The sequence below is a fragment of the Pseudomonas sp. 1L-B-1-E-C1 genome, assembly GCF_057291835.1.
The window spans coordinates 326,803-346,882 of record NZ_JBXAWN010000007.1 but is presented as its reverse complement, the minus strand read 5'-3'; the positions used below and the strand labels follow the sequence as shown (position 1 = coordinate 346,882).

The following is a 20,080-nucleotide window of genomic DNA, read 5'->3' as shown; positions in this document are numbered from 1 at the left end:
GTCGCAGCGACCAACAAAAAGGGCAGTCCTGTGCGGGACTGCCCTTTTTTATGCGCAGCTGTTCATGTTCGGTTCAGGGCCTGCCGCCACTGATATCAGGCGCAGGTTTGTCCTCATCACCACTGGTCAGTTCGGTTTCAACGACTGCTTCCGGCTGCGCTTCGGGCTCCGGTTCAGGATTGACCGGCGCCGGATCCTGCACCATCTGCTCCTGCACCACCTGCTCATCGACACGCGGGTCAAGCGCCGCCACCAGTGGCGAGCTCGACATGCTGTCCGGCATTGCCACGTGATGCAGCGGCGCATCGTCGACCTGATGCAGGTTGGTCACTGCTTTCGGACGAATCCGCCAGACCAGCACCAGCGCGAAGAAGCTGAAGAACGCATACAGGCTCTGACTACCGAGAAACTTCATCAGCACACCCGCGAGCAGCGGCCCGATACTCGCGCCGACGCCGTAGGTCACCAACAACATGGCGGTCAGTGACACCCGGCGATCGCCTTCGACGTGGTCATTGGAGAACGCCACCGCCAGCGGATACAGGCAGAACTGCACCAGCGAACAGAAGAAGCCGACCACGAACAGCACTTCCAGCGGCACCTGCGGCATGATCGCCAACGGCAACGCCGCCACTGCCAGAAACCCGGCAAAGCAGCGAATCAGCAGTGCGCGGTCATAACGATCGGACAACCAGCCCAACGGCCACTGCACCAGCAACCCGGCAAAAATGCAGCTACCCATGAACAGACCGACCTGCTCGGTCGACAACCCCTGTTGCGCGGCATACAGCGGCGCCAGACCATAAAACGAACCGATGATCAAACCGGCGCCGAGCACCGTACTCAGCGATTGCGGCACGCGCTTGATAAAGAAGCGCGGCTCCATCGGCGCCGGATGCAGAGGCGCCGGGTGGATCCGCTGGGTCAGCGCCACCGGCACCAGACACAGGGCAAAGCACAGCGCTACCAGCATCAGCAGTTCCAGACCGAGGCCGGGGTGCATGACCAGAATGAGTTGGCCGAGTACCAGGCCCAGATACGACGCAATCATGTAACCGCTGAACACCAGCCCGCGCTGATTGGCGTCGGCCTGCTCGTTGAGCCAGCTCTCGATCACCATGTACTGGCACATCATGCCCAGACCGACGATCGTCCGCAGCACCAGCCACGCCGGCAGCCAGTCCACCAGCCCATGGCCGAGCACCGCCGCGCCGACGATCCCGGCACACGCTGAATACGCACGGATATGCCCGACCCGGGCGATCAGGCGATGGCCGATCTTGCCGCCCAGCACCAGACCGAAATAGTTGGCCGCCATCAGCGCACCGACCCACAGCCCGTCGACGTTGTCGGCGGCCAGACGCAAGGCCAGATAAGTAGAGAGAAGGCCTGAGCCGATCAACATCATCAGCGAGGCGAAATACAGCGCTCGAAAGGATTTCCAGATTTGGCGCATCGGCGTTCCGAGCGGCTCCTTGCAGTAAGTACCGGGCTATCGCAACGAGAGCCCGGTGGCGGCGAAACGTCAGGCCTGGGCGGCCAGCACACGGCGCTCCCAGGGAGTGATTTCATCAAAGAAGCTGGTCAACTCCATGGTCTTCGAAGCGATGTAGCCTTCGATGAACTCCGCTCCGAACAGTTCCCTGGCCAACTGGCTACGTTTCAGACGTTCAAGCGCGGCGTGCAAGGCACATGGCAAGGCGAGGTTATCCGGCACGGCGAATTCGCCCTGAATCGCCGCGCTCGGCTCCAGCTCCTGTTCGATGCCGTGCAAACCCGCTGCCAGACTGGCGGCGATGGCCAGATACGGATTGGCGTCGGCGCCCGGCAGACGATTTTCGACCCGACGTGCGGCCGGCGAGCTGGCGGGAATACGCAAGCCGGCGGCGCGATTGTCGTGGGACCAGCAGGCATTGTTCGGCGACGCGTATGGATGACACAGGCGCTGATAGGAATTCACGTTGGGCGCAAACAGTGCGGTGAAATCGGCGAGGCCTGCCTGTTGCCCGCCGATGAAGTGGCGGAACATCGACGTCGGCTCGCCGTTCGAGTCAGTGAAGACATTCTTGCCGCTGCCGATCTCAACGATGCTCTGGTGAATATGCATCGAACTGCCCGGCGTGTGCGCCAGCGGTTTGGCCATGCATACCACGCTCAGGCCATGCTTGAGCGCGACCTCCTTGAGCAGGTGCTTGAACAGGAACGTCTGATCGGCCAGCAGCAGCGGATCGCCGTGCAGCAAATTGATCTCGAACTGGCTGACGCCCATTTCATGCATGAATGTGTCGCGTGGAAGGCCGAGGGCCGCCATGCATTTATACACTTCGCTGAAGAATGGCCGCAGACCGTTATTGGAGCTGACGCTGAACGCCGACTGGCCATCCTCGCGACGGCCGTCGAGGCCCACCGGCGGACGGAACGGCTGCGTCGGATCGGTGTTCGGTGCGAAGACAAAGAATTCCAGCTCGGTCGCCACCACCGGCGCCAGCCCGTGCGCGGCATAACGGGCGATAACTGCTTTGAGCTGGCCTCGGGTCGAAAGGCGAGAGCTCTCCCCGCTCAGTTCGTCGGCGTCGCAAATCGCCATGGCGCGCGGCTCGTCGCTCCAGGGCAGACGATGAATCTGCACCGGATCGGCGACCAACGCCAGATCGCCGTCGTCACTGCCGTAAAACCGCGCCGGCGGATAGCCGCCCATGATGCACTGCAGCAGCACGCCGCGCGCCAACTGCAACCGCCGCCCCTCGAGGAAACCCTCGGCGGTCATCACCTTGCCCCGTGGCACACCGTTCAGATCCGGGGTGACACATTCAATCTCATCAATGCCGGTCAATCGCTGCGCGAGTGAACCCTGGCCATCGGTTGTCATGACGCAATCCTTGTTGTTGTGCGAGCCGCGAACGGCGACCCGGACAAAATAGGCTGCGCCTGTTCGGAATATCAAGCAGCGCCCACAAAAATCCCGATCTCGTGCAGGAGCCGTAGGAGCTGCGTAGGAGCTGACGAGTGCAACGAGGCTGCGATCTTTTGATCTTGAAAAAATCAAAGTCAAAAGATCGCAGCCTCGTTGCACTCGTCAGCTCCTACAAGTCATGTCAGGGCAAGTAGAGGCTGAACACCCCACCGCCCAACGGCCCGCCATTGCTGATTTCGGTGCGCCCTTCCACGCCGTTGCGCTGATGCAGCGCCGCGATGCGATTGGCGAAATACAGACCCAGGCCGGTGCTGCCGCTGCTGTGATTGATGCCCTGCACATAATCGGCCTGACGCTCGAGCATCTGCGCCGGATAGCCGTCGCCGTCGTCGTTGATACTCAACACCAATTGCCCGGCTTCGTCGCTGACGGTGATCAGCAGCGACTCGCGGGCGTAACGGATCGCATTGTTGATGCAGTTGCCGAGCACCGAGGCGATCAGCTCGCGATCGAAGAAACCCAGCGGGCTCAGCGGATCGACTTCGTAGGTGGCGATGATCCCGCGACTGGCGAACACCTCTTGGTGCGCGGCCAGTTGCGCCTCGATGAAATCGTCGAGTTCGTGATAGGCCGGTTGCAGCGGCAACTGATTCACGCCGAGTTTGTACAGCCCGAGCAACTGCACGAGCATGCCGTTGAGGTGGGCGAACTCGAAATCGATCACGCCCTGCTCCGAGCCGTCGCGCAACTCCTTGGGCAAACGCGCCAGCCACTGGCTGTGAGCCTGCATCAGCATGGCCAGGGAGTTCTTCATGTCGTGAACGGTGGAGGCAATCACCGTGGAAAAATCCAGCGCCGGATCAATTGGGTTCATTCGCCAAACGCCTTGCTTTTCAGCTTCTGATAACGCGCAAACCGCGCGTCGGTGTCGGGCATCAGGCCAACCAGTTTCAGGCAGGCCCGACATTCTTCCAGTTCCGCCGACGGCACACTGGTGTCGGTGCCGTGCAGCAGCGACTGGGCCAGGTTCAGCGCAATACTGATGTTTTTCGGTTGCAGCTTGAGCGCCTTGCGGAACACCTCGCGCGCCTCGACCAGATTGCCGGTTTTGTACACGCGCACGCCCTGGCGATTGAGATCGGCCGCGGCGTTGCTCGAACTGAGGATGGTCGGATCGTCGGTGAGCTTGGCAATGTCTTTCATCACCGCCGGGTCATCACCGTAGATCTCCGCACAGCTCTTGAGCATCGAGGTACCCGCCTCGGCCTGACCGAGCATTTGCAACTGCTTGGCCACCAGCAACGCCGCCTCGGGGCTCATGAATTGCTCCATGCCATCGAGGCGCATCAGTGCTTGTTCGGTGAGTTTGTCAGCGGTTTCGGCGTCGTTGAGCAACAGGCTGGTGGCCTTCATCAGTCGCGCACGAATTTGCAGGCCGGGATCGCTCGGGTTCTCTTTAGCCACAGCGCTGAGCGTAGTGTTGATTTCCAGCCGCGTGCGCGTGTCGAGACCGCGATCACTGCCCTTGCTGATCAGCGCGTGCGCCAGGCCGAGGTTGCTTTCCGGGTCCTTGAAGCGCGACTGGGCTCCTTGCGACACGGCCTGACGATAGGCGCGCGAGGCGGTTTCGAAATCTTCGTTGGCCATCGCAAGTTTGCCCAGCAGAGCCTGACGACGCACCGCGAGCGGCGACAGGCGAATCGCTTCTTCGAGCACCCGCTGCGCGCCTTTGCTGTCGCCTTCGGCCACCAGCACATCGGCCATGCCGTCATACAGCGCCGGCATCATCGGAAAGACTTTCAGGGCCTTTTCATAGACCTCTTTGGCCTGCGTTACCTGCCCGCGCTTGAACAGCAATTTGCCCAATCCGGCAAACGCCCACGGCAACGGGCGGTCGGCGATGATGCCGTCGTAGAGCCGCTCCAGCGCTTCGTTCTGGTTCATGTCGCGCAGCGCATCGGCGCGATAACGCAGGCACAGCGGCGAGTAGCGGATGTCCTGTTTGCACAGGGCGATACAGGCATTGAGCACCTCGACCGGTTTACCGCGATCGAGGGCCTGCAGAATCGGTTTGAGCAAGGTCTTGCGTTGTTCCAGACGCTCCAGCCGTTGAGCCAGCCCGGAACGGTTGAACGGCTTGGTCAGGTACGCATCCGGCTCGTGCTCCAGCGCACTGAGCACCATGGCCTGACTGGTCTCGGCGGTGACCATGACGAAAACCGCTTCGTGGCTGATGAGCTTTTCCGACATCAGGTCTTCGAGCACTTGTTGGCCGTTCTTCTTGCCATCACCGAGGTGGAAGTCCTGAAGAATGAAATCGTAGGACTTCTGCGAACACATCTTCAGCGCCTGCTCGCCGGTGTCGGCGGTATCGACATCCTTGACGCCGAGCTCACGCAACATCGAACGCACGGAACTGCGGAAATCGGAAAAATCATCGACGATCAGAAAGCTTTTTTGGTGATACGACGACATCGAAGATTTCCAGGCAATTGAAGAAAACGAACCGAGGCGATTTCAGGCGCGCAGATGATAGCGGGAGGCCATGCACCATCAAGCGATTTCGCGCGAGCCTGAACTCACCGTTCGGGTTATCGGCCAAAAGTGCCGGGGCCTGAGGGTGGTGCTTCAAGAATATTGCTTCGAGTATTACTCTGCGCGCCTGCTCAAGGATTTCCATAAGGACTGAATCGTGTACATCAAGGGACGCTACATCCTGTCAGCCTGTTTGCTGGTCGTTATCCAGCAAGCGACAGCGGCGGCAATGGATTGCACAAAAGCCACAAGCGCTGCCGAAATCACGATTTGCGCGAATAAACCGCTGTATGAGCTGGACGCCCAGATGGGCACGCTGTATCGCCAACTGATGACAACTGCCACAGCGACGCAAACTGAACTCAAGGGCACCCAGCGCGCCTGGCTGAAAACCCGCAATGCCTGCGCAGATGATGCCGCTTGCCTGGATGGCAGCTACCGCCAGCGCCTGCAAGCATTGCAGGCGCAATGGACGCAAGCCGCAATGTGGCAGCCGGACGCCGTGGATCTTCAGGCGATGAACGATTTGCTGGAAAGCATTCGCGCCCAGAGCAAAAGCCATCCGGAATTTGCGCTGGAACGCGCCTTGGCCGCGCGGGCTTTCGATTCTTCGCAGACGTCGTTCGCGGGCGATCCAGTCGACAGCTACGACGAGCAGACCAACTTCCCCAAGTCGCGTCCCAAAGGCGTGAGCGCGGATGAATGGAAAGCATTGAACGCCTCAAGCATCGACGGAGCCGCCGAAACCGGACGGACTTCCTACGCACTGCTGGATCTGGACAATGATGGCCAGCGCGACCTTATCGTCGACACATACGCAGGCGGCACCGGCCTGTTCACCTACGTGGAAACCTGGCGCCGGGCGGGCGAGCGGTTTGTGAAAAGATCGGTCGAGCCGGAAAGTTCGCTGTTCTACACCAACGACCGTGGCGCCAATCAGGCAATCAGCTGGATCAAGCTTCACGACAGAATTTATGCCGCCTATCGAAACAGCGCCTACGGTGTCGACAACCTTTATCTGCTCAATCCACTGAAGATCAACCTTCGCGTCCCGACACTGACCGTGCGTTACGCTTACGCCCTGCAAGTGCCCCCAACTCAACATAAAGAGGATGGCACCGGCACCTATGAGCTTGACGCGGATCTGCACGGGGCACTTGAGCAATCTATCACTGAAGCGATGAAAGTCGCCCCAGGCTCGACCGATCACGCGCCGCTTTGCCCAATTCCTCCCACGGGCGCCGGTGACGACGATTACTACAGCTATGGCCCGACGCACTACGCCATCGAGAAGATCATCGATCTGCCCGTGATGATCGGGGGCGAATGTCATATCGGCGCGCTGATCGACTGGTTCGGCAGCTACAGCGAGAAAACCGGCTTATCTGCTCAACTGGCCGTGCGCAAACCGGGGGTCGAGTCGAGCGGGACTGGTTACGAGGTCTATGGACGTCGGCATATCACCGACGTCAGCAGTACCCTCGGCAAAGTCGAACTGAACAGCGACTGATCGGCAGTAGCACCGCCCCGCGAAATCATCGCCACGGTCGCTAATGACTGGGTGCCAAAAGCACAGGCCACGCAATGCAAAAAGCCCCATCGCACGGTTAAATGCGCCGGGGCTTTTCGGTGTTTGTAAGGTGGTGTCCCAGGCGGGGTTCGAACCTGCAACCTTCCCCTTAGGAGGGGGATGCTCTATCCAATTGAGCTACTGAGACACTGAGTGAAGCGCGCAGTACGCGGCGCGACAGACGGCGTGCATGTTAACGGCCAGCCCCTGTTTTGTCATGTCGTCCGTAGGGCTTTTTAAGTGTAGGCAAGCGCCCTGCAAGATTGCGGGAACTTTTACCGGGCAATTTGCACTACGCGAAATTGCCGTCATTGCAGATTGCAATCAGCACCGACCGAAAAACCCTAACAAACCCTTGTTTTTAAAGGACTTATCAGCCGTTACACTGTTGGCACGGGGACTGCTTTGCCTGTTCTATCAAAAAGAACAATTTGGAGCGTCGTGCCATGAACAGCACCCTCTTGCTTGCAAACGCAGCGGCTTTGGCTTTCTTGCTCGGATCGCATTTTTTCCCCCAGGCTGATGTCGAGCAGCCAGTGGCGCAACGCATGCCGCATTACCTGCAGGTGCAGAAAGCACCGCAGTGGGCTGTGTTGAGTGATCGCAGCGACGCCTCTACGCACATGGTCAGCGAGCCTGAGCAAGCCTCGGCGCCGACCACCGAACGTCTGGTTTTTTGAAATATCTTCAGGAGTACAACATGTCCAAATCGGCGACAGGATTTCTGATCCTCGCTTTACTGAGTGGCGTTACCCATCTGGCGCTGTTCGAGGAGACGGAAGTCACCTTGCCTCTGGTTGGCTGTGGCGTGTTTGCGGTGCTGTTCGTATTGGCACTGATCGCAGGGCGCAAGATCAAATTCGACCCGGTTCTGCGTTGAGCCGAATCAATTTCAGTAGCGCGGAAACAGCGGCAGCAAGGTCGCCAGAATTGTCGATTTGATGGACGGGGCTGTCGCTGGATCTCCGGTCTTTGAACAGCGCGTTGCGCGCCAGCCTGGCATTGATCTGCTCAGGAGTCTCCCGACCCCGCCTGAGCAGGCGCTGGCGCAGAACTTCGTCGTTGACCGTCAGCAGGATCGGTACGAGGGTCGGGTACAACTCCATCGCTTGGCGCAGGTTTGCTCTTGAACCATTGACTAGGACATGGCGCCCACCTCGCAACCATTGATCCATTTCCCTGGGAATGCCGTACGACAGGCCATTTGCTTGCCAGGCCAAGGAAAACGCGCCGACCTGCTGTTGCCGGTCGAACTCTTGCGGCGTCACGCCAATCGCATCCTCGCCTACCGACTCCGCTGATCGGGTGATCACCCGACGCATGATTTCGCAGTTCAACTCACGCAATGGCTCACGCGATGCGTCGATCAGGCTGTCCTTGCCCGAACCGGACGGCCCCATCAGGTAAAAAAGCTTGCCATCCATCCTGTAAACGCCCTCCAACGGGACCTGCCCCTAGTAAATCGGCAATTTGCCACTATCCTGTACACATAGGGATCAAGGTAGTGAGCCGCATAGCATGCACGTTCCGAGGTCTTCGGACATCAACAGATGTGCATGTAAAAGCGGGCAGCGATACGGAAGGATGGAAAGTTTTCCAACCAGTCCGCATTTCTGACAACTGGTGCTGGCATTACGCCTTTACCCGGCTCAATATTTGTCACAGAATTGACGCCAATGATCTGGCAATTTTGAGGCATGATGCCGGCCTCTTAACAATTCAGGTTGAACCAATTGGTCCGGATGCTTGTCCTACCACACATCCTGCGGCCAATCCCGAGAACCGCTCCCCTGAACTAACCGGTTAAATATATGCGCCCATTGAAACAGGCAATTTATTCCAGCCGTACGGCTGACAAGTTTGTCGTACGTCTGCCAGACGGAATGCGTGAACGCATTGCCGAGGTGGCTCGCAATCATCATCGCAGCATGAACTCCGAGATCATTGCGCGCCTTGAGCAGAGTCTTATTCAGGAAGGCGCACTGGGCGAAGAGCTGAGCATGCGCCTGGACAGCCCGGAGCTGTCGCTGCACGAGCGTGAGCTGTTGCAACGCTTCCGTCAGCTTTCGCATCGCCAGCAAAACGCTCTGGTGTCGCTGATCGCCCACGACGCCGAAATGGCTGCAGACGCGTCCTGAGTTATACCGAACACATTGAAGCCAGCTTGATTGCTGGCTTTTTTTTGCCTCGGTTTTGAGTTTTCACAGGCGTAAAAAAGCCCGTCGATCTGACGGGCCTTTGCACAGCACAGCTGCTTCAGAGCAGGAAAATTGTCGCCAGCCCGAGGAAGATGAAGAAGCCACCGCTGTCGGTCATTGCGGTGATCATCACACTGGCGCCCATCGCCGGATCGCGACCCATTTTCGCCAGCGTCATCGGGATCAACACGCCCATCAACGCCGCCAGCAACAAATTGAGCGTCATCGCCGCCGTCATGACCACACCGAGCGACCAACTGCCGTAGAGCATATACGCGACCACACCGATCACCCCGCCCCAGACCAGACCGTTGATCAAACCGACCGCCAGTTCTTTGCGCATCAAGCGCGAGGTGTTGCCGGTGCTGACCTGATCCAGCGCCATGGCGCGCACGATCATGGTGATGGTCTGGTTACCGGAGTTGCCACCGATACCCGCCACGATCGGCATCAGCGCCGCCAGTGCCACGAGCTTCTCGATCGAGCCTTCGAACAGACCGATCACCCGCGATGCGACAAATGCAGTGATCAAGTTCACCGCCAGCCACGCCCAACGGTTACGCAGGGATTTCCACACCGAGGCGAAGATATCTTCCTCTTCGCGCAGACCGGCCATGTTGAGGACTTCGCTTTCGCTTTCCTCACGGATCAGGTCGACCATTTCGTCGATGGTCAGACGGCCGATCAGTTTGCCGTTCTTGTCGACCACCGGCGCCGAGATCAAGTCGTAACGCTCGAATGCCTGAGCGGCGTCGTAGGCATCTTCGTCCGGGTGGAAACTCACCGGATCGCTGGCCATGACTTCGGCGACCTGCTTCTCCGGATCGTTGACCAGCAGACGCTTGATTGGCAGCACACCTTTGAGCACGCCGTCGTAATCGACCACGAACAGTTTGTCGGTATGACCGGGAAGTTCTTTGAGGCGACGCAGATAACGCAGAACCACTTCAAGGCTGACGTCCTCACGGATCGTCACCATCTCGAAGTCCATCAGCGCACCGACCTGATCCTCGTCATAGGACAGGGCCGAGCGCACACGTTCGCGCTGCTGGTTATCCAGACTTTCCATCAGCTCATGGACAACGTCGCGCGGCAGCTCGGAGGCCAGGTCAGCGAGTTCGTCGGCGTCCATGTCCTTGGCGGCAGCCAGGAGCTCGTGATCGTCCATGTCGGCGATCAGCGTTTCACGGACGGAATCGGATACTTCAAGAAGAATGTCGCCGTCGCGGTCGGCCTTGACCAGTTGCCAGAGCGTCAGACGATCGTCCAGCGGCAAGGCTTCAAGAATGTAGGCGACGTCGGCGGAGTGCAGATCATCGAGCTTGCGTTGCAGCTCGACGAGGTTTTGCCGGTGAACCAGGTTTTCCACGCGGTCGTGGTGCGGACCTTCCTGGCGATGAGTCAGGTCTTCAACGACACGCTGGCGCTGCAGCAACTCGACGACCTGAGCCAGGCGGTCCTGCAGGCTTTCCTGTGTTTTCTTTACTTCGATTTCGGACATAGGCGAACTCCACTCCCAGCAGCGGGGCACGCCGGAAGGATCAATCAGTCAATTCATGATTGGTGAAACGGTTTACTGAACAACTACTGGGTAAGTCCATGGAGGTTTTCCATAAGCCCCGGCGGGGCTGACGGGCGCAATGATACACGCCTGACGGTTTAAAACGTTGAAAAAATCACGGCTGAAACAAGCGCTTGCGAAACAAACCTGAGCACCTGCCTGACCCGTGCAAATGCGACGACTCATCTTGAAAAGAAAACACACCGGCAATGCAAAAAGCAGCGACTACCCTTGAGCGTAGATCGTCATGGAGGACATCGAATGCCAGCAACACCCGCGCTTTTTCTACTGACCGCCCTGCTCCACGTCACGCCTTCCAAGGCCACCACACTTCATCGCTGCCAGGCCGCTGACGGCAGCGTCACGTTCATGTCGATGAGCTGCGCTACTGGCGAGCAACTCTCAGTTCAGGAAGTTCACCCCTACTCGCCTGGTTGGGTCGCAATCATGCCGGAGTTCAATCACGAAGCTGTGACCGGCATGAAAGACAGGGGACGCGAACCGGGCATCGTCGGCGGCACTGAACATAAATGTGGAAACCTGATCGACAACAGACAGCGGCGCGAAGCGATCATCAACCGTCGAGTGATTGCCGGCATGAGTCAGCGGGACGTCGAAAGCGCACTGGGCAAACCGGACAAGATCAACACCCGCACATCGACCACGAGCTATCGTTACGACCTCAAGCGAGGCCGCAGTGCTCAAATTGATTTTGATGAAAGAGGCTGTGTGAAGGGAAAAGCCAAATCCCGGACAGCAAAAAGCCCGCGTTAAACGCGGGCTTTTTGGTATATGGTGCACTCGACAGGATTCGAACCTGTGACCGCTCGGTTCGTAGCCGAGTACTCTATCCAGCTGAGCTACGAGTGCATTTTGTGTTTTTAAACCAGACCACAACTGGCTGAAGCCGAGTTACTCGCCTTACAGCAAATAACTCTTAAATGGTGCACTCGACAGGATTCGAACCTGTGACCGCTCGGTTCGTAGCCGAGTACTCTATCCAGCTGAGCTACGAGTGCATTTGTTGCCGCGCATTATAGGCCGTCTAATCTCTATGTCAAACACTTTTTCTAGTAATTTCAACAACTTACAGAAGAAGCCAGATTACGACGTACTAAGCAAATAATGGCGGAGAACGGGGGATTCGAACCCCCGACACCCTTTTGAGGTGTACTCCCTTAGCAGGGGAGCGCCTTCGGCCACTCGGCCAGCTCTCCGCAACACGGGGCGTATATTAACCAGCTTCTTCCCCGTTTGCAAACATAAAAATCGATAAAAATTAATGGCTTGGTTCTTCGTCCTTCTCTTTCTTTATACGCAGGTAAATTTCCTCACGGTGCACCGCAACCTCTTTCGGAGCGTTGACGCCGATACGCACCTGGTTTCCTTTGACGCCGAGCACGGTCACGGTGATTTCGCCGTCACCGATAATCAGGCTTTCCGCGCACCGACGAGTCAGAATCAGCATACCTTTCTCCTTACGCCATTCATTTCAGGGACAACAGTCTGCAAAAAAAAGGCACCCGACCTACAACCGCAGCGATCGTAGCCCTACATGCCTGAGTATTGACCAGCGCGAGCAAAAGAACAGTTCCGGGGCTCACGCCATTCAAAAATAAAGGGCGCGGTCAGACCGCGCCCTTTACAGAAGCGGATTACTCGCCCTGACGGGCCGGAGCATCCAGTTCGAAAGCCGTGTGCAGCGCGCGCACGGCCAGTTCCAGGTACTTCTCTTCGATCACCACGGACACCTTGATTTCCGACGTCGAGATCATCTGGATGTTGATGCTTTCTTTCGCCAGGGATTCGAACATGCGGCTGGCCACGCCTGCGTGGGAACGCATGCCGACGCCGACGATCGAGACTTTGGCAATCTTGGTGTCGCCAACGACTTCACGGGCACCGATCTCGCGAGCGGTGTTTTCCAGCACGGTCTGTGCGGCCTGGTAGTCGTTGCGGTGCACGGTGAAGGTGAAGTCGGTGGTGTTATCGTGCGCGACGTTCTGCACGATCATGTCGACTTCGATGTTCGCGGCACTGATCGGGCCGAGAATCTTGAAGGCCACGCCCGGGGTGTCTGGCACGCCACGGATGGTCAGCTTGGCTTCATCGCGGTTGAAAGCGATGCCGGAAATGATCGGCTGTTCCATGGTTTCCTCTTCATCAATAGTAATGAGGGTGCCCGGACCCTCCTTGAAGCTGTGCAGTACGCGCAGCGGTACGTTGTACTTGCCGGCGAATTCCACCGCACGGATCTGCAACACCTTGGAACCGAGGCTGGCCATTTCCAGCATCTCTTCGAAGGTGATCTTGTCCAGACGCTGAGCGACCGGCACCACACGCGGGTCGGTGGTGTAGACACCGTCGACGTCGGTGTAGATCTGGCATTCATCGGCCTTCAAGGCTGCGGCCAATGCCACGCCGGTAGTATCGGAACCGCCACGCCCGAGGGTGGTGATGTTGCCGTGCTCGTCGACGCCCTGGAAACCGGCGACAACCACCACACGACCGGCCTTCAGATCACCGCGAATCTTCTGGTCATCAATCTGCAAGATACGCGCTTTATTGTGCGCACTGTCGGTCAGGATCCGCACCTGATTGCCGGTGTACGACACCGCCGGCACACCGCGCTTGATCAGCGCCATGGCCAACAGGGCAATCGTCACCTGCTCACCGGTTGAAACGATCACGTCCAGCTCGCGCGGAACAGGTTGCGCCTCGCCACTGATTTGCTTGGCCAGATCGATCAGACGGTTGGTTTCGCCGCTCATTGCAGACAGCACGACCACCAGGTCATCGCCGGCATCGCGGAATTTCTTAACCTTGTCGGCGACCTGCTCGATTCTCTCGACAGTGCCGACCGAGGTGCCTCCAAATTTCTGTACGATCAAAGCCATTTCAAAGCCGCCTCTGCCCATGAAGGGCGCCCAATAATCTTTCCAACAGTCGCCGGGGCCGCCACTAGACTGCGGGCCCGGCGAGCCGTCTTATAAAGCCTGCTCGACGAATGGAACGGTCAGCGCCAGTGCGCCATCCAGCGCAGCGGCATCGACACCACCGCCCTGCGCCATGTCCGGACGACCACCGCCCTTCCCGCCCACTGCCGCAGCAGCCTGTTTCATCAAATCACCGGCTTTGAGTTGGCCAGTCAGGTCCTTGGTTACGCCTGCAACCAGTACGACCTTTTCCTCATGGACACCGCCGAGCAGGATCACTGCGCGGCCGAGTTTGTTTTTCAGCTGATCGACCAGCGCCAGCAGCGCCTTGCCATCCTGGCCGTCCAGACGGGCGGCCAGCACCTTCACATCCTTGACGTCCACCGCCGAGGCCGACAGATCGTCGCCCGCTGCGCTGGCTGCCTTGGCCTGCAACTGCTCGAGTTGTTTCTCCAGCAGACGGTTGCGCTCAAGTACCGCCGAGAGCTTGTCGATCAGGTTGTCGCGGCTGCCTTTGACGAGGCTGGCCGCTTCCTTGAGTTGTTCTTCTGCCGCGTTCAAGTAGGCCAGGGCCGCAGCACCAGTGACCGCCTCGATACGACGCACGCCCGATGCCACACCGCCTTCGCTGATGATTTTCAGCAGGCCGATGTCGCCGGTACGGTTGGCGTGGATACCGCCGCACAGTTCGACGGAGAAGTCGCCCATGCTCAGCACACGCACGCTGTCGCCGTACTTCTCGCCGAACAGCGCCATGGCGCCTTTGTTCTTCGCGGTTTCGATATCGGTTTCTTCGGTTTCAACCGCGGAGTTCTTGCGAATCTCGGCGTTGACGATGTCTTCCAGCTGCTTGATCTGTTCTGGCTTGATCGCTTCAAAGTGGCTGAAGTCGAAACGCAGGCGCTGACTGTCGACCAGCGAACCTTTCTGCTGCACGTGCTCGCCCAGCACCTGACGCAACGCGGCGTGGAGCAAGTGGGTAGCCGAGTGGTTCAGCGCGGTGGCGTGACGCACTTCGGCATCGACATGGGTTTGCACCGGCGCGCCGATGGTCAGGCTGCCCGAGGCCAGTACGCCGTGGTGCAGGAACGCGCCGCCGGTCTTGGTGGTATCGCGCACGTCAAAACGGCTGTCGCCGGCCTGAATGAAACCGCAGTCGCCGATCTGGCCACCGGACTCGGCGTAGAACGGCGTCTGGTTAAGCACGATCACGCCTTCCTGGCCTTCGCTGAGCACGTCGACCGATTGACCATCCTTATAGATGGCAACGATTTTGGCCGAGCCGCTGGTGGCGGCGTAACCGGTGAACTCGGTGGCCACATCAACCTTGACCAGGGTGTTGTAGTCCAGACCGAACGAGCTGGCCGAACGCGCGCGCACACGCTGCGCTTCCATCTCGCGCTCGAAGCCGGCTTCGTCGACGGTCAGGCCGCGTTCGCGGGCGATGTCGGCGGTCAGGTCCATCGGGAAACCGTAGGTGTCGTAGAGTTTGAACACCACGTCGCCCGGCACCACGGTGCCTTTGAGTTCGGCCAGATCCTGCTCGAGGATTTTCAAGCCGTGCTCCAGGGTCTTGGAGAACTGCTCTTCTTCAGCCTTGAGCACGCGCTCGATGTTGCTTTGCTGCTTCTTCAGTTCCGGGAAGGCTTCGCCCATTTCGGCGACCAGTGCCGCGACGATCTTGTAGAAGAAGCTGCCGGTGGCGCCGAGCTTGTTGCCGTGACGGCAGGCGCGACGGATGATCCGGCGCAGCACGTAACCGCGACCTTCGTTGGACGGCAGCACGCCGTCGGCAATCAGGAAACCGCACGAACGAATGTGGTCGGAGACGACCTTGAGCGACGACTGATCGCCGTTTTCGCAGCCGATCGCTTCAGCCGAAGCCTTGAGCAGGTTCTTGAACAGGTCGATGTCGTAGTTGGAGTTGACGTGCTGCATCACCGCACTGATCCGCTCCAGGCCCATGCCGGTGTCCACCGACGGCGCTGGCAACGGATGCAACACGCCATCGGCGGTGCGGTTGAACTGCATGAATACGTTGTTCCAGATCTCGATGTAGCGGTCGCCATCTTCTTCCGGCGACCCCGGCGGGCCGCCCCAGATGTGCTCGCCGTGATCGTAGAAGATCTCGGTGCACGGGCCGCACGGGCCGGTATCGCCCATGGTCCAGAAGTTGTCGGAGGCGTACGGCGCGCCCTTGTTGTCGCCGATGCGGATCATGCGCTCGGCCGGTACACCGATTTTCTGAGTCCAGATGTCATACGCTTCGTCATCGGTGGCGTAGACGGTGACCCAGAGCTTTTCCTTCGGCAGCTTGAGCACGCCAGTAAGGAAGGTCCAGGCGAAGGTGATCGCGTCGTGCTTGAAGTAGTCGCCGAAGCTGAAGTTGCCGAGCATTTCGAAGAACGTGTGGTGACGCGCGGTGTAACCGACGTTTTCCAGGTCACTGTTCTTGCCGCCGGCGCGCACGCATTTCTGGCTGCTGGTGGCACGGGTGTACGCACGTTTTTCCTGGCCCAGGAAGCAGTCCTTGAACTGGTTCATCCCCGCGTTGGTGAACAGCAGGGTTGGGTCGTTGCCCGGAATCAAAGAGCTGGAGGCTACACGGGTGTGGCCTTGCTCTTCGAAGAAGCGAAGGAAGGCTTCACGGATTTCTGCGCTTTTCATTAGGTTCTTCCACGGAGGCTGCGGCCAAAGGCCTGTTCGAAACGTCGTGAGACGAAGCGACGGCAAAGGGCCGCATTATATCGGCCCTGCGCGCGGGGTACAGCGTGTTTATACGATAGGAACGGTCAATTGGACGGCTAACGCTGTCACTTGCGCGAAAATTCGACGAATGCCGCGATCACTTGCTCGATTTGCGCGCGGCTGACGTCCATGTGCGCGACCATGCGCAAGCGCGCAGCGGCGCTGAGCTTGATCCCGCGTTCGCCAGCGAAGGCTTTGAGCGCTTCGGCCTTGTCGCCCATTTGCACATACACCATATTGGTTTGCACAGGTTCGACGACGAAACCGGCCTCACGCAGACCATCGGCCAAGAACTGTGCGTTGGCGTGATCGTCGGCCAGCCGTTCAACATGGTGATCCAGCGCGTACAACCCCGCCGCCGCCAGCAACCCGGCCTGACGCATGCCGCCGCCAACCATTTTGCGCAAGCGCCGCGCTTTGCCGATCAACTGTTCTGAGCCACACAACACCGAGCCGACCGGCGCGCCAAGACCTTTGGACAGACACACCGACACCGAATCGAAATGCTGGGTGATCTCGCGGGCATCGACGCCGAGTCTGACCGCCGCGTTGTACAGCCGCGCGCCGTCCAGGTGCAATTGCAGGCCATGATCCTGCGTAAAACGTCGGGCGCGCGCCAGATATTCCAGCGGCAGCACCTTGCCCTGCATGGTGTTTTCCAGCGCCAGCAGGCGCGTGCGGGCGAAATGGAAATCGTCAGGCTTGATCGCCGCCGCGACCTGATCCAGATCCAGCGAACCGTCGGCCTGCACTTCCAGCGGCTGCGGCTGGATCGAGCCGAGCACCGCCGCCCCGCCACCTTCGTACTTATAGGTGTGCGCCTGCTGACCGACGATGTACTCGTCGCCGCGCTCGCAGTGCGCCATCAGGCCGAGCAGGTTGCTCATGGTCCCGGTCGGCACGAACAGCGCGGCGGCAAAGCCCAGGCGTTTGGCCAGTTCGGCTTCGAGGCGATTGACCGTTGGATCTTCGCCGTACACATCGTCCCCGGTGTCCGCTGCGGTCATCGCATCGAGCATGGCGGGAGTCGGTTGGGTGACGGTGTCGCTGCGAAGATCGATAACACTCATGAACCTGGCCTCAAGTCAGCAGGGGAAATCCCTTTGTGAAGTGGGATTACTGCGGTCATCGCGCGGATTAATCAAGCCTTGACCGAGGAAAAATCACTTTCCGACTTGAGATGGCATAGCCCATGTGGGAGCGAGCTTGCTCGCGAAAGCGGAGTGACAGTCAGCCTGTGCGTCAAATGTGAAGCCTCTTTCGCGAGCAAGCTCGCTCCCACAGTGTCATGTGCACAGCCGGGAAATATGTGTTACAAACTTGCCGCCACCCGCTTATGGGCGGCAAAAAAACGTTCTCAGGGCGGGGTGCAATTCCCCACCGGCGGTAATTGCGCGCAATGCGCATAGCCCGCGAGCGCTTGGCGCCGCACATGACTTGGGTCGGGTGCGTTGGCAAGGTCAGCAGACCCGGTGTGATCCCGGGGCCGACGGTCATAGTCCGGATGAAGAGAGAACGGGATTGACGCCAAAGGGCCGTCCGCGTGCATTCGTGCCTGCGCTCGCACCCTTGCATCCCTTTCGATTCATAACGCCCTGTTTTTCACACAAACAGGAGTCAGAACATGCAACCCACCGCTATCGACAGCAAAAGCAAACACCCACAGGGCGAGCGCGTCGCGTTCATTCAGGCCTGCTGGCACAAGGAAATCGTCGACCAGAGCCGTAAAGGCTTCATCGCCGAGATGCTGACTCAGGGTTATCAGGAAGCGGACATCGATTTCTTCGAAGTCGGCGGCGCTTTTGAAATGCCGCTGCACGCCAAGTTGCTGGCCAAGTCCGGCCGTTACGCCGGCATCGTCGCCGCCGCCCTGGTGGTGGACGGCGGTATCTATCGTCACGAGTTCGTTGCGCAATCGGTGGTCAGCGGCCTGATGCAGGTGCAGCTGGAAACCGAAGTGCCGGTGTTCTCGGTATCGCTGACCCCGCATCACTTTCATTCGGGCGAAGAGCACCAGAAGTTCTTCTTCGAACACTTTGTGCACAAGGGTCAGGAAGCAGCGCGGACGTGCGCGGATACGCTGCGCAAGATTCGCGCACTGCGCCGCACCGAGCCACATGCTGTAGCTGTCTAAGGCGCGGCAAAAACCTGTAGGAGCTGACGAGTGAAACGAGGCTGCGATCTTTCGACCTTCAAGAGCTAGATCAAAAGATCGCAGCCTTCGGCAGCTCCTACATGGAATGCGGTGAAGTCAGGCGAGGTTTTCGTCGGTGGTCGGGACGATCAGGATGCCGGCGCGCAGGCCGTTCTTGACCTTGGGATTGGGGAAGATGATCCGCGCGCCCTGCTCTTCGATCACCCAGCGGGTATTGGCCAGGTCTTCGGCCAGCACATAACCCGGTTCCAGCTCGGAAAAATTCTCGATGTCCGCTGGCAGATTCAGGCGGAACGCATCGCTGTGCTTGATGATTTCCCGCGCCACGCTGAACAGCTGCAAACCATCCAGCCCTGCTTCTGTCTCAGGCTCAGTGCCTTCGATGATCTGCTTCAGGCGGGTTTCCAGCAGTGACACGTTGACGCCGTCGTTCTGTCCGAACGGCCGCGCCTTGCCCAGTTCCAGCGTGAAAGCCTCGGCGTCGAGCTTGTCGTAGGTGTACGAACTGAACACGATCGACGGCTTGTTCTGCAACAGCACTGCTTCCATGCCGGCGGCGCGCAGTCGCGCCAGTTCACGACGGGAATGCTGGCGCCCTTCCTTCCACGGGTACAAGGCGAACTGCTCGATCTTCGAACCGCGAATCGCCGTGTGCAGGTCGTAGTGCAGACGCTGGCGCTCGGGCTTGCTGAAGAAACTCGCCGCCAGCCGTTCCAGCTCACAGGCGCGCAACGCTTCCGAGCCGCTGCTTTGTTCGTGGCGGCCGTTGAACAGCCGATTGACGTCCTGCTCGACGAAACGCTCGCCCTTGCGAATCGCTTCCGGGTTGCCGAACAGGAACAGAATGCGTGCACGCGGCTTCAGATCGCCGCGGGCGATGTCGTGCAGCAGCCGATCGAGCAACTCGATCGGTGCGGTTTCGTTGCCGTGGATGCCTGCCGAGAGCAGCAGATCCAGGCCATTGTCGCGCGCTTCCGGGGGCCGGACTTCCAACGCCCCTTCGCTCAACCAGCGCATGCGCACGCCTTCGACAGTCAGTTGAGTCTTCTCCGCCGGTTCGCGGCCGGCGAGGGTCAGTTCAAGCAGTTTGCCGAGGGCGAGCATAGAGCGGTTTCCTTAGTGGTCGTGGTTGCAATCCGGGCCGTGTACGTGGTCCTCGTCAGCGCCGAGGTCAGCCGGTTCCATTTCCAGTTGCAGACTTACCAGATTAGTCGCCAATGGGCGCAGCAGCAGGTTGGCGTACTCTTCGTCACCTTCCTCGACGTCCACGCCGATCAGCAGCTGGCCACGGCCGTCCTGCTGGATCCACAGCTCTTTGCCTTGCCACATGACCGCGACGCGGGTGCACGAGGTTTGCAATTGCGTGCCGTCGGTGTCTTCAAGGATCAGCTGCAGGGAATCGCTCATGTTCTTACTCTCTTGGGGTGATACGCCGCGCGCCGCGTTCAGGCAGCGCGCCGGCG

At 59.3% G+C, this 20,080-nt stretch carries 18 protein-coding genes, 4 tRNA genes and 1 riboswitch; of the genes, 6 read left to right on the top strand and 16 right to left on the bottom strand.

The features are described from left to right. Positions 1-73: 73 nt before the first annotated feature. The 4 genes from AC0Z4S_RS14935 to AC0Z4S_RS14920 all read right to left on the bottom strand — a co-directional run bounded on the left by AC0Z4S_RS14935 (position 74) and on the right by AC0Z4S_RS14920 (position 5,389). Complete coding sequence (locus AC0Z4S_RS14935) at positions 74-1,456, bottom strand: MFS transporter (protein WP_253504533.1); 1,383 nt, start codon at positions 1,454-1,456, stop codon at positions 74-76. Between the two features lie 69 nt (positions 1,457-1,525). Next, the gene (locus tag AC0Z4S_RS14930; protein ID WP_485623594.1) at positions 1,526-2,767 is read right to left on the bottom strand and encodes a glutamine synthetase family protein; all 1,242 of its coding nucleotides are present in this window, start codon (positions 2,765-2,767) and stop codon (positions 1,526-1,528) included. Between the two features lie 328 nt (positions 2,768-3,095). Next, positions 3,096-3,788 (bottom strand): sensor histidine kinase, encoded by a 693-nt coding sequence (locus AC0Z4S_RS14925; RefSeq protein ID WP_039757863.1) that lies wholly within the window; start codon positions 3,786-3,788, stop codon positions 3,096-3,098. After that, entirely contained in the window at positions 3,785-5,389 is a 1,605-nt protein-coding gene (locus tag AC0Z4S_RS14920; RefSeq protein ID WP_123418928.1) for a tetratricopeptide repeat-containing response regulator, read from the bottom strand. The genes AC0Z4S_RS14925 and AC0Z4S_RS14920 overlap by 4 nt, the downstream gene beginning before the upstream one ends. A gap of 217 nt (positions 5,390-5,606) precedes the next feature. On the opposite strand from AC0Z4S_RS14920, the gene AC0Z4S_RS14915 reads away from it, so the two are divergent. Next, on the top strand, positions 5,607-6,959 hold the full coding sequence (locus AC0Z4S_RS14915) for a lysozyme inhibitor LprI family protein (RefSeq protein WP_485623578.1): 1,353 nt from the start codon (positions 5,607-5,609) through the stop codon (positions 6,957-6,959). Between the two features lie 131 nt (positions 6,960-7,090). On the opposite strand, the gene AC0Z4S_RS14910 is transcribed toward AC0Z4S_RS14915, so the two are convergent. Continuing rightward, positions 7,091-7,167: transfer RNA gene (locus tag AC0Z4S_RS14910), tRNA-Arg, on the bottom strand. A gap of 298 nt (positions 7,168-7,465) precedes the next feature. Between AC0Z4S_RS14910 and AC0Z4S_RS14905 the strand changes: the two genes are divergently transcribed. Both AC0Z4S_RS14905 and AC0Z4S_RS14900 read left to right on the top strand, forming a co-directional pair. Next, on the top strand, positions 7,466-7,699 hold the full coding sequence (locus AC0Z4S_RS14905; RefSeq protein WP_485623576.1) for a hypothetical protein: 234 nt from the start codon (positions 7,466-7,468) through the stop codon (positions 7,697-7,699). 20 nt (positions 7,700-7,719) lie between these two features. Continuing rightward, positions 7,720-7,899, top strand: a complete 180-nt coding sequence (locus tag AC0Z4S_RS14900; RefSeq protein WP_016773599.1) for a PA3371 family protein — start codon at positions 7,720-7,722, stop codon at positions 7,897-7,899. Here the strand turns inward: AC0Z4S_RS14900 and phnN are convergent. Then, positions 7,874-8,443, bottom strand: coding sequence for a phosphonate metabolism protein/1,5-bisphosphokinase (PRPP-forming) PhnN (phnN, locus tag AC0Z4S_RS14895; protein WP_485623574.1), 570 nt, complete (start codon positions 8,441-8,443; stop codon positions 7,874-7,876). The two genes, AC0Z4S_RS14900 and phnN, sit on opposite strands and share 26 nt — an antisense overlap. Before the next feature lie 387 nt (positions 8,444-8,830). Here phnN and AC0Z4S_RS14890 point away from each other — a divergent pair, with 387 nt between their 5' ends. Continuing rightward, the gene (locus AC0Z4S_RS14890; RefSeq protein WP_003178899.1) at positions 8,831-9,157 is read left to right on the top strand and encodes an Arc family DNA-binding protein; all 327 of its coding nucleotides are present in this window, start codon (positions 8,831-8,833) and stop codon (positions 9,155-9,157) included. A 118-nt stretch (positions 9,158-9,275) separates the two neighbouring features. Here AC0Z4S_RS14890 and mgtE read toward each other — a convergent pair whose 3' ends face one another. Continuing rightward, positions 9,276-10,718, bottom strand: coding sequence for a magnesium transporter (gene mgtE / locus AC0Z4S_RS14885; protein WP_016773597.1), 1,443 nt, complete (start codon positions 10,716-10,718; stop codon positions 9,276-9,278). Positions 10,719-11,039: 321 nt separating this feature from the next. On the opposite strand from mgtE, the gene AC0Z4S_RS14880 reads away from it, so the two are divergent. Next, complete coding sequence (locus AC0Z4S_RS14880; protein WP_485623572.1) at positions 11,040-11,552, top strand: cell envelope protein SmpA; 513 nt, start codon at positions 11,040-11,042, stop codon at positions 11,550-11,552. Positions 11,553-11,571: 19 nt separating this feature from the next. Here AC0Z4S_RS14880 and AC0Z4S_RS14875 read toward each other — a convergent pair. From AC0Z4S_RS14875 to ltaE, 7 genes are all read right to left on the bottom strand, one after another. Then, positions 11,572-11,648: transfer RNA gene (locus AC0Z4S_RS14875), tRNA-Arg, on the bottom strand. Between the two features lie 72 nt (positions 11,649-11,720). Next, positions 11,721-11,797 (bottom strand) — tRNA-Arg (locus AC0Z4S_RS14870). 107 nt (positions 11,798-11,904) lie between these two features. Continuing rightward, positions 11,905-11,995: transfer RNA gene (locus AC0Z4S_RS14865), tRNA-Ser, on the bottom strand. Between the two features lie 62 nt (positions 11,996-12,057). Beyond that, a complete protein-coding gene (gene csrA / locus AC0Z4S_RS14860; protein WP_002554426.1) occupies positions 12,058-12,246 on the bottom strand; it encodes a carbon storage regulator CsrA in 189 nt (62 codons plus the stop codon). Positions 12,247-12,433: 187 nt separating this feature from the next. After that, positions 12,434-13,675 (bottom strand): aspartate kinase, encoded by a 1,242-nt coding sequence (locus tag AC0Z4S_RS14855; RefSeq protein ID WP_016773595.1) that lies wholly within the window; start codon positions 13,673-13,675, stop codon positions 12,434-12,436. 90 nt (positions 13,676-13,765) lie between these two features. Next, positions 13,766-16,381 (bottom strand): alanine--tRNA ligase, encoded by a 2,616-nt coding sequence (gene alaS, locus AC0Z4S_RS14850; RefSeq protein ID WP_485623570.1) that lies wholly within the window; start codon positions 16,379-16,381, stop codon positions 13,766-13,768. A gap of 146 nt (positions 16,382-16,527) precedes the next feature. Beyond that, positions 16,528-17,532 carry a low-specificity L-threonine aldolase gene (gene ltaE / locus AC0Z4S_RS14845; RefSeq protein WP_485623568.1) on the bottom strand — a complete coding sequence of 335 codons (1,005 nt, stop codon included), beginning with the start codon at positions 17,530-17,532 and terminating at the stop codon, positions 16,528-16,530. A 279-nt stretch (positions 17,533-17,811) separates the two neighbouring features. Then, a riboswitch (FMN riboswitch) is annotated at positions 17,812-17,983 on the top strand. Between the two features lie 103 nt (positions 17,984-18,086). Here ltaE and AC0Z4S_RS14840 point away from each other — a divergent pair. Then, complete coding sequence (locus AC0Z4S_RS14840) at positions 18,087-18,596, top strand: 6,7-dimethyl-8-ribityllumazine synthase (protein WP_485623566.1); 510 nt, start codon at positions 18,087-18,089, stop codon at positions 18,594-18,596. Between the two features lie 117 nt (positions 18,597-18,713). Here the strand turns inward: AC0Z4S_RS14840 and astE are convergent, their stop codons facing one another. Beyond that, entirely contained in the window at positions 18,714-19,721 is a 1,008-nt protein-coding gene (gene astE, locus AC0Z4S_RS14835; RefSeq protein ID WP_315435895.1) for a succinylglutamate desuccinylase, read from the bottom strand. A gap of 12 nt (positions 19,722-19,733) precedes the next feature. Continuing rightward, positions 19,734-20,024 (bottom strand): hypothetical protein, encoded by a 291-nt coding sequence (locus AC0Z4S_RS14830; RefSeq protein ID WP_016773591.1) that lies wholly within the window; start codon positions 20,022-20,024, stop codon positions 19,734-19,736. Positions 20,025-20,080 lie beyond the last annotated feature (56 nt).